Origin of the sequence: Polynucleobacter sp. JS-Fieb-80-E5 (assembly GCF_018882015.1) — a bacterium.
Classification (GTDB): Bacteria; Pseudomonadota; Gammaproteobacteria; order Burkholderiales; family Burkholderiaceae; genus Polynucleobacter.
In genome coordinates this window covers 603,308-613,218 of the sequence record NZ_JACVPH010000001.1, presented here as the reverse complement: position 1 = coordinate 613,218, position 9,911 = coordinate 603,308, and the positions used below count along the sequence as shown (strand labels likewise).

At 44.6% G+C, this 9,911-nt stretch carries 10 protein-coding genes; all 10 read left to right on the top strand.

Annotation, left to right across the window (positions count from 1 at the left end):
* Positions 1-460 precede the first annotated feature (460 nt).
* The 10 genes from urtA to ureC all read left to right on the top strand — a co-directional run bounded on the left by urtA (position 461) and on the right by ureC (position 9,907).
* On the top strand, positions 461-1,720 hold the full coding sequence (gene urtA / locus ICN44_RS03025) for an urea ABC transporter substrate-binding protein (RefSeq protein WP_216262630.1): 1,260 nt from the start codon (positions 461-463) through the stop codon (positions 1,718-1,720).
* A 52-nt stretch (positions 1,721-1,772) separates the two neighbouring features.
* Positions 1,773-3,356, top strand: coding sequence for an urea ABC transporter permease subunit UrtB (gene urtB / locus ICN44_RS03020; RefSeq protein WP_216262629.1), 1,584 nt, complete (start codon positions 1,773-1,775; stop codon positions 3,354-3,356).
* Between the two features lies 1 nt (position 3,357).
* A complete protein-coding gene (urtC, locus tag ICN44_RS03015) occupies positions 3,358-4,500 on the top strand; it encodes an urea ABC transporter permease subunit UrtC (RefSeq protein ID WP_216262628.1) in 1,143 nt (380 codons plus the stop codon).
* Complete coding sequence (gene urtD / locus ICN44_RS03010; protein WP_216262627.1) at positions 4,497-5,294, top strand: urea ABC transporter ATP-binding protein UrtD; 798 nt, start codon at positions 4,497-4,499, stop codon at positions 5,292-5,294. Before urtC ends, urtD begins: the two co-directional genes overlap by 4 nt.
* 2 nt (positions 5,295-5,296) lie before the next feature.
* On the top strand, positions 5,297-5,989 hold the full coding sequence (gene urtE, locus ICN44_RS03005; protein WP_216262626.1) for an urea ABC transporter ATP-binding subunit UrtE: 693 nt from the start codon (positions 5,297-5,299) through the stop codon (positions 5,987-5,989).
* Positions 5,990-6,085: 96 nt separating this feature from the next.
* Positions 6,086-6,901 carry an urease accessory protein UreD gene (locus ICN44_RS03000; RefSeq protein WP_255537352.1) on the top strand — a complete coding sequence of 272 codons (816 nt, stop codon included), beginning with the start codon at positions 6,086-6,088 and terminating at the stop codon, positions 6,899-6,901.
* A gap of 20 nt (positions 6,902-6,921) precedes the next feature.
* A complete protein-coding gene (locus ICN44_RS02995; protein ID WP_216262624.1) occupies positions 6,922-7,224 on the top strand; it encodes an urease subunit gamma in 303 nt (100 codons plus the stop codon).
* 24 nt (positions 7,225-7,248) lie between these two features.
* On the top strand, positions 7,249-7,869 hold the full coding sequence (locus ICN44_RS02990; protein ID WP_216262623.1) for a HupE/UreJ family protein: 621 nt from the start codon (positions 7,249-7,251) through the stop codon (positions 7,867-7,869).
* Positions 7,866-8,204: an urease subunit beta gene (locus ICN44_RS02985; RefSeq protein WP_216262622.1), complete on the top strand. Its 339-nt coding sequence runs from the start codon at positions 7,866-7,868 to the stop codon at positions 8,202-8,204. The genes ICN44_RS02990 and ICN44_RS02985 overlap by 4 nt, the downstream gene beginning before the upstream one ends.
* Positions 8,204-9,907, top strand: coding sequence for an urease subunit alpha (gene ureC / locus ICN44_RS02980; protein ID WP_216262621.1), 1,704 nt, complete (start codon positions 8,204-8,206; stop codon positions 9,905-9,907). Before ICN44_RS02985 ends, ureC begins: the two co-directional genes overlap by 1 nt.
* Positions 9,908-9,911: the final 4 nt, after the last annotated feature.

The window sequence follows — 9,911 nt, the reverse complement described above, 5'->3', positions numbered from 1 at the left end:
GATACAAACTTGAGCTTTTCATCCATCTTCGTACTTTCATTCCACGGCATAGTAAGGTCCCTCCTATGCCAAAAACTGTAAAGTATGTGTCCGGTATAAAGTGTTAACTATGTGTCGAGTCGTACACAACGACTTAGGGAGAAATTCCTAAGTCGTTTTTCTTTCTGTGCAACAAAGTGTGTAAGCAATCCTCACACATCTTCCATGGCAACCCCAATAAACATATAGGTCTGCCATTGGAGCAATGAACTACTTTTAGACTGCGGTATTCCGACTTTTTCATTTGCAACCGCAGCAAATATTCTCGTATCGTGCGATCTGCCTAATTTTTATGCCTTTTTCTGGTGCATGTGCTCTCTTTTGGGGATTTGTTAAATTTGCACCAACTTGAACCATTCTCTAATGACTGTAGGCATTAGGTATTCCTGCCCACATGATTAATTTACTCAAGAGGTGAGATATGAAACGTAGATCAATATTGAAGTTGTCAGCTTTAGCAGCGGCTTTAAGTTTTACAGGCTTAAGTCATTTAGCAATGGCTCAAAGTAAGGAGCCAATTAAGGTGGGTATCTTGCATTCACTGTCTGGAACAATGGCTATTTCTGAAACATCACTGAAAGATATGGATTTGATGGTTATTGATCAGATCAACAAAAGTGGTGGTGTTTTAGGTCGTAAATTAGAGCCGGTAGTTGTTGACCCAGCTTCTAACTGGCCTTTATTTGCCGAGAAAGCCCGCCAAATGCTAACCAAAGATAAGGTGGCTGTTGTATTTGGTTGCTGGACTTCTGTATCGCGTAAGTCGGTATTGCCAGTATTTGAAGAGTTGAATGGTTTGCTGTTCTATCCAGTGCAATACGAGGGCGAAGAAATGTCTCGGAACGTGTTCTACACCGGTGCAGCCCCTAATCAACAAGCAATTCCAGCAGTTGAGTATTTGATGAGTAAAGAGGGCGGCGGCGCTAAGCGTTGGGTTCTCTTGGGCACTGATTATGTATATCCACGTACAACTAACAAGATCTTGCGCGCATTCTTAAAGTCTAAAGGCGTGAAGGATGATGATATTCAAGAAACATACACCCCATTTGGTCACTCTGACTATCAAACTATTGTTGCCAATATTAAGAAGTTCTCTCAAGGTGGCAAGACAGCAGTTGTATCCACTATCAATGGTGACTCGAATGTTCCTTTCTACAAAGAGCTGGGTAACGCAGGCTTGAAAGCAAAAGATGTTCCTGTAGTTGCATTCTCCGTTGGCGAAGAAGAGTTACGCGGGGTAGATACCAAGCCATTGGTAGGTCAGTTAGCCGCATGGAACTACTTCATGTCAGTTAAGAATCCAGTGAATGACGAGTGGAAAAAACAATGGGCTGCTTATTCTGTAGAGAAGAAGTTGCCTGGCGCCAGCAAGCCTTTGACAGACGATCCAATGGAAGCCAGTCGAACCGGCATCTTGATGTGGAAGGCGGCAGTTGAAAAAGCAGGCACAACTGATGTTGACGCTGTTCGTAAAGCAATGATTGGTCAAAAACTGAATACTCCAAGTGGTTATCTTGAAGTAATGGGTGCGAACCACCATTTGTCTAAGCCAGTCATGATTGGCGAGATCAAAGCAGATGGCCAGTTCAATGTGATCTACAAAACTCCAACAGCAATCCCAGCTAAACCTTGGAGCCCATACATTGATGGCAATGCAGGCAAGCCTGATTCAGTACAGTAATTTTTAATAGAAATCCCCTCCCTCAAGTGGGGGAGGGTTTTCAAAAATCTTAATGAGATCCTCCTTTTTTCTAAAACCACTCCTTTCGGCGATTTGTCTTCTGAGTTGTGGGGTTGTTTTTGCAAAGATTACAGTCACAGATTTAAAGCCATTATTCGGTGAAAACTTTGATGCAAAAGTAAAAGTAGTTCAAGTCTTATCTAAAGAAGATAGTCCTGAAGCTATAGAAATTCTTCAAGCATTGAGTGCAGAGGTGCTGTTTCTATCACCTCAGGGTGCGGTTGTCCAAAAAGGCGATCATTATGTTGATGTGCTTACAGGGCAAACGGTTTCCGTAAAATCTGACGAATTACAAGACGTAATTTTGAACAACCAATTGCGTGGCAAGGTTGATAATGCTTTGCTGGGCTTGCAGCTTGCATCCACAGATTCACAGATTCGTACCAAAGCTGTTGATGCTTTGATTAAGGATCCTGAGCCCGATACTTTTCCAGTGGTTGAAAAATTACTTTCAACTGAAAACGATCCAGTGCTAAAGCCAAAAGTAGAAAAGCTTTGGGCGCTATTGGCGTTGCAATCAGATAATCAAGAATCAAAATTGAAAGCTATTGCCTTATTGGGTGATAGTGGTGACCCTCAAGTCGCTGCTTTATTGGCTCCGCTAGCTAAAGAGGGCGGTCCAGTTCAGGAAGCTGCCGAGAAGGCTCTAGCTAAAATTAAGAAATCTGAGTTTAGTGGCGAGATTTTAGGTAATGTCATTGCCGGCTTTAGTTACGGCAGCATCCTTTTGCTGTGTGCATTGGGCCTAGCGATTACGTATGGTTTGATTGGCGTCATTAATATGGCCCATGGTGAGTTCTTGATGGTGGGTGCTTATGCAACCTATGTTGTTCAGGGCTTCTTTAGGCAATATGCCCCAGGCTACCTGGATTGGTATTTGCTATTTGCACTACCTGTAGCCTTTCTTGCGGCCGCTTTGGTCGGCATCTTAATCGAAAGAACGGTCATTAAGTTTTTATATGGCCGCCCACTAGAAACTTTGTTGGCAACATTTGGCGTTAGTTTGCTAATGATCCAAATGACTAGAACTATTTTTGGTGCTCAAAACGTAGAAGTTGCTAACCCGACATGGATGTCAGGCGCTTTGCAGGTACTGCCAAATTTAGTGGTGCCATATAACCGCATCATTATTTTTGGATTTGCGATTGCAGTGGTCGCCGTTACCTGGCTAGTGCTTAACAAAACTCGGCTTGGGCTTTTCGTTAGAGCGGTCACTCAAAATCGGACAATGGCGGCCTGTGTTGGTGTTAAAACAGTTCGCGTAGATATGTATGCTTTTGCCTTTGGGGCAGGCATTGCTGGATTAGGTGGGGTTGCACTTTCACAAATCGGTAACGTTGGACCTGATCTAGGTCAAAGCTATATCGTCGATTCATTCATGGTGGTAGTGCTTGGTGGTGTCGGTCAACTTGCCGGCACAATATATGGCGCATTTGGACTTGGCATCACGAGCAAGCTACTAGAACCCTTTATCGGCGCTGTATTGGCCAAGATTGCTATCTTAGTGTTCATCATCATCTTCATCCAGAGACGTCCTCAAGGCCTCTTCGCATTAAAAGGCAGGAGCGTTGATTAGTATGGATATTAGAAAACTTGCCCCTTCATCCAGCTTTAGTCTTTTGGTGCCAGAGCGTGAATCCATTCTGAGCAAGCGATCCTATATTGCATTGGCTGCGCTTACGTTGTGCGTATTGATTGGTGTGCCAATCTTCTCATTGTTGGTTCCCGATACCAGCATGTTTTATATGTCAGCTTATGCGCTGACTTTAATTGGCAAGATCATGTGCTTTGCGATAGCGGCATTAGCGCTCGACTTAGTTTGGGGCTACTGCGGAATCTTGAGTCTGGGCCATGGCTTATTCTTCGCCATCGGTGGGTACATCATGGGCATGTATCTCATGCGTCAGATCGGTACTGACGGTGTTTACAAAAGTGAATTACCCGACTTCATGGTTTTCTTAGACTGGAAAGATTTGCCTTGGTTCTGGAAAGGTAGCGAGCATTTTTGGTGGATGCTCATGATGTTAATTTTGGTGCCTGGTATTATTTCTTGGATATTCGGATACTTTACTTTTCGATCCAGGATTAAAGGAGTGTATTTCTCCATCATTACACAAGCCCTCACATACGCTGCCATGCTTTTGTTCTTCAGAAATGAAACGGGCTTTGGTGGAAATAATGGGTTCACTGACTTCAAGAGAATTTTGGGTTACTCCATTAGTGCCCCGAGCACACGTGTCACACTCTTTATTATTACTTTCCTGGTTTTGTTAGGTAGCTTTATTCTTTGTCGAGCCCTAATCACTTCTAAGATGGGTAGAGTTATTACAGCAGTTCGCGATGCTGAGTCACGCCTTATGTTCTGTGGTTACAACCCATTAGGATTTAAGCTTTTTGTTTGGGTGGTGTCGGCTATCTTGTGCGCCATTGCGGGAGCCTTGTTTGTACCTCAGGTTGGCATCATCAACCCAGGCGAGATGTCTCCAACCAACTCTATTGAAATGGCTATTTGGGTTGCAGTTGGTGGCCGGGGAACTTTGCTCGGACCAATCATTGGAGCCTTTGCAGTCAGCGGCGCTAAAAGCTTTTTTACCGCCAACTTTGCAGAATATTGGTTGTTCTTTTTGGGCCTCATGTTTGTTCTGGTTACTTTGTTCTTGCCTAACGGCTTATTAGGGATATATCACCAGTTCTTTCATAAGAAAGGCGGTTCGGAATGAGCGGGCGCTTTTTAGAAAAAGGGATTGATACCATTCATACGGGCATTCTGTATGTTGAAGATTTGTCGGTCAATTTTGATGGCTTCCAGGCCATTAATAAATTGTCGTTGACGATTGATGTGGGTGAGTTGCGTTGCGTGATCGGTCCTAATGGTGCAGGCAAAACAACATTGATGGATGTGATCACTGGTAAAACCCGTTCGAACATTGCTGGCATTGAGGGTTCTGTGTATTTAGGATCAACCATTGATCTCATGACAATGAACGAACCGCAGATTGCTCAGATTGGTATTGGGCGTAAGTTTCAAAAGCCTACCGTGTTTGAACAACATCCTGTTTGGGAAAATCTTGAGCTGGCTATGGCGGGAGATAAGTCATGGCATCACTCACTAGTCGCTAAGGTGGATTTAGAGGGGCGCCGTTTAATGGAGGCTGTGCTTGCACTTACTCAGCTTGAGTCGGAAGCCTATCGTGAAGCCGGCCTTCTATCTCATGGTCAAAAGCAACGTCTAGAGATTGGCATGTTGTTAATGCAACAACCAAAACTCCTATTGCTCGATGAGCCAGTAGCAGGTATGACAGACGAAGAAACCATGCGCCTGGCTGAACTGCTCAATTCTTTGCGTGGCCAATGTTCTATGGTCGTGGTTGAGCATGACATGGAATTTGTTGCTGCATTGGCGGGCGATGAGGGCAAGGTCACCGTGTTGGCTGAGGGTTCGGTATTGGCTGAAGGCACCCTAGATGAAGTTAAGCGCGATGAGCGTGTTATTGAATCGTATTTAGGACGTTAATTATGTTGATCGTCAAAGACCTCAATCAATACTATGGCGGTAGCCATATTTTGCGTAATATGAATTTTGAAGTGCCTAATGGGCGGCTTACTAGCCTCCTTGGCCGCAATGGCGTTGGCAAAACAACTTTGCTTAAATCCCTGATGGGTGTAGTGAAGGTGAAGACAGGCTCGATTGCTTGGGATGGAAAAGAATTGGCTAATTTGCCTCCATGGTCGAGAGTCGACAATGGTTTTGCATACGTTCCCCAAGGCCGAGAGATATTTCCAAGACTTACTGTCGAAGAAAATTTACTCATTGGGGCAGCAAAATTCTCTAGTCCTAAAAATATCCCCTCATATATTTATGAATTATTTCCGATTCTTTTAGATATGAAGGGGCGTCGTGGTGGAGATCTATCCGGAGGGCAGCAACAGCAGTTAGCAATTGGGCGTGCGCTCATGTCGCAGCCAGACTTGATTATTTTGGACGAACCCACGGAGGGCATTCAGCCATCTATCATTCAGGACATTGGGCGCTGCCTTCGTAAGTTGGTGGATGAGATGGGCATTACTGTCTTGTTAGTGGAGCAGTATTACGACTTTGCCAAAGAGCTCTCGGATCACTATATTGTGATGCGTCGCGGCGAAGTGGTTGCCCAAGGAAAAGGCGCCGATATGGACCTCAATGGTGTACAGGAGATGATTTCGGTTTAAAGTGGATGCTGATATCCACTTAGATAGTTTACCCATATGTTTTTGGCTCCAGACAGCGCAGTGAAGCATCTAATTAGGTCTCTAAGTCCTAGTTGGTTGGCAAAGCTAAATCTTTTATATGAGCGCACTCCAATTGGGACCATCCTAAAAAGTAGTCTTCACGAAGGCCCACTTCGTGTTCAAAAAGCCCTATATCCGGAAGGCGACGATATTTGTCATACGGTAATCATTCATCCGCCAGCAGGCATAGCTGGTGGCGATACTTTAGATATCCAAGTTTCTGTTGCCAAAGACGCTCATGTGGTTTTATCAACGCCGAGTGCAACAAAGTGGTACAAGTCTTTCAAGAATCCCGCTACCCAGGCTATTCAATTTGAGTTAGGTGAGGGTGCGAAATTGGATTGGCTGCCTCAAGAGAATCTTTTTTTCAAAGGTGCAGATTCTAACCTTTTAACCAAATTGGATTTAGCATCAAGTTCCTCATTTATTGCTTGGGATGCCATGATGTTGGGTCGCCATGCCTCTGGTGAAGAGTGGTCTAAAGGCCGCATTCATATACTTAATGAAATTAGGCGAGATGGAAAGCTAATTTGGATTGAGAATGGGAATATAGATGCAGAAGATATTTATTCTAGATCTTTGCCTCAACTGGGGTCGTGGCCTGTTTGCGTCACTTTATGGGCCGTAGGGCCTAGCTGTTCAAATGCTTTGGTTGATATATTTGCCGACATGATGCCGTGGACTGATTCATTGCGGGCAGGTGTGACATTGATGCCGCAAGGCGTCTTATTAGTTCGGGCAGTTTCCAATGATATTGAGATTGCTAGAAACTTTATGATTGATGTATGGACCAAATTGCGACCAATGGTTCATGGTGTGCCAGCTCAGCCATTACGGCTTTGGGCTTCTTAGAATTTTTACAGAGGTGAGATATGGAATTAACTCCACGCGAAAAAGATAAACTTCTAATATTCACAGCAGCACTGCTAGCGGAGCGAAGAAAGGCTAGAGGTCTGAAGTTGAACTATCCAGAATCAGTTGCTTTGATTAGTGCTGCGATTATGGAGGGTGCTCGTGATGGCAGGACGGTTGCGCAACTGATGCACGAAGGTCAAACGATACTAAGTCGCGGTGATGTAATGGAAGGTATTCCGGAAATGATTCCCGATATTCAGGTGGAGGCCACTTTCCCTGATGGTACAAAATTAGTTACTGTTCATAACCCAATTGTTTAGGAGTTTTCACAGATGAACTTTTATATGAAAAATAGGTTGTTAGCTTCAGTTGCATTAATTGGGGCCCTCTTCTCAGGAGTCGCCTCTGCCCATGCAGGACATGATGTTTCAGTGAGTTTTATGTCTGGCTTATTACATCCTTTTAGCGGCCTGGATCATCTGCTGGTGATTGTGCTTGTTGGATTTTGGAGCGCTTTTGTATTGAAGAGGATCTGGCTTGGTCCATGCATCTTCATATTGGGAATGTACCTTGGGGTGCTGATTGGACTAATCGGTTTTTCCTTGAATTTTTTTGAATTCGGGATTGCTGCATCAGTGATTGCCATTGGCATATTGCTGTTGGTTAAAAACCAATATTCCCCTAAGGCGATTCTTTCGCTAATTGGGGCTTTTGGCATGTTTCATGGCTTTGCTCATGCAGAGTTATTTTCAAGTGCGTCCTTTGGATTCACGTTGGTTGCGCAAGATTTGGCAGGTCTGCTATTAGCAACAGGTATTTTGCATTTATCTGGTGCGCTGTTGGTTAAGGCGCTAAAAGAAAAAACATCCATCTTTGCTAAGATTGCCGGCTTCTCTAGTTTGGTCTACGGCCTTCTGTTGATAGGGCAACTTACTCTTACCATTATTAGTGGAGCTTCTGTATGAGCTCTTCTGTCAATTCAAATGGTCAGCGATTTATACCGGGACAAATGTTTGTTGAGCCTGGTGATATTGAGTTTAATGTAGGTCGTCAAACACTTTCGCTTGAAGTTTCTAATAGTGGCGATCGCCCCATTCAGGTCGGCTCACACTTCCACTTCTTTGAAGTGAACGATGCTCTATTGTTTGATCGCGAAAAGACGAAGGGGATGCGATTAAATATCGTTGCAGGTACTGCTGTTCGTTTTGAGCCTGGACAAAAGCGCACCGTCGAACTGGTTGAGGTAGCTGGCGATAAGAGAATTTATGGCTTTGCTGGTCGTGTGATGGGAGACGTGTAATGGCTAAGATTGGTCGTCAAGCCTATGCTGAGATGTTTGGTCCTACCGTGGGTGATCGCTTGCGGCTGGCAGATACTGGCCTCATGATTGAGGTCGAGAAAGACTTCACGATCTATGGTGAAGAGGTGAAGTTTGGCGGTGGCAAAGTCATTCGTGATGGCATGGGGCAGAGTCAGCGAGAGTCAAAAGATTGCGCTGATACTGTCATCACTAATGCAGTAATCATTGATCACTGGGGAATTGTCAAGGCTGATATCTCTATTAAAAATGGTCGTATTTCCAATATTGGTAAAGCAGGCAATCCTGATATTCAACCTGGTATTACTTCAGTCATTGGCCCTGGAACAGAGATTATTGCTGGCGAAGGAATGATTGTCACTGCAGGTGGAATAGATACCCATATCCACTTTATTTGCCCACAGCAAATTGAAGAAGCTTTGATGTCTGGTGTGACCACGATGATTGGTGGCGGTACGGGTCCTGCAACTGGAACTTTTGCGACTACTTGTACTCCTGGGCCTTGGCATATCCAAAGAATGTTGCAGTCGATTGATGCCTACCCCATGAATATTGGATTATTGGGTAAAGGCAATGCTAGTTTGCCAGCTGGCTTGCGAGAGCAAGTGGATGCAGGTGCGATCGGTTTGAAATTGCACGAAGACTGGGGAACTACTCCTGCTGCGATTGATTGTTGTTTAGGCGTGGCGGATGAGACAGATACTCAGGTCGCCATTCATACTGATACTTTGAATGAATCTGGGTTTGTAGAGACTACCTTGGCTGCATTCAAAGGCCGAACGATTCACACCTATCACACTGAAGGTGCTGGCGGCGGTCATGCTCCAGACATTATTCGTGCCTGCGGTGAGTCAAATGTATTGCCATCCTCAACCAATCCTACGCGACCGTTTACTGTGAATACTCTGGATGAGCATTTGGACATGTTAATGGTATGTCACCATCTTGATGCATCTATTGCTGAAGATATTGCATTTGCAGAGTCTCGTATTCGTCGCGAAACGATTGCCGCAGAAGATATCTTGCATGATCTTGGCGCGTTTTCGATGCTCTCATCTGACTCTCAGGCAATGGGGCGCGTTGGCGAGGTCATTATTCGGACCTGGCAAACTGCTGATAAGATGAAGGCACAGCGTGGTTTATTGCCTGGCGATACTAATCGGAACGATAATTTCCGCGTAAAGCGTTATATCTCTAAGTACACCATCAATCCTGCGATTACCCATGGGATTTCACATGTTGTGGGCTCTGTTGAGGTAGGTAAGTATGCAGATTTAGTATTTTGGAAGCCGGCTTTCTTTGGAGTGAAGCCTTCATTGATATTGAAGGGCGGCTCTATTGCGGCTGCGGCGATGGGTGATCCTAATGCATCTATTCCAACACCTCAACCTGTTCATTACCGCAATATGTTTGCAGGCATTGGACAAGGAATTCGCCACAGTTCTTTAACCTTTATTTCGCAATCGGCGATGAAAGCCAATATTCGCGATACTTATGGTTTGGAGAAACAAGTTGAAGCGGTAAAGAATTGTCGGTCTATTACTAAAGCAGACATGATTCATAATGATTGGCAACCCAATATCACTGTTGATCCAGAGACCTATCAAGTGATCGCTAATGGTGAATTGTTGACCTGTGAGCCTGCCAAGGTATTGCCAATGGCCCAACGTTATTTCTTGTTCTAGGGAA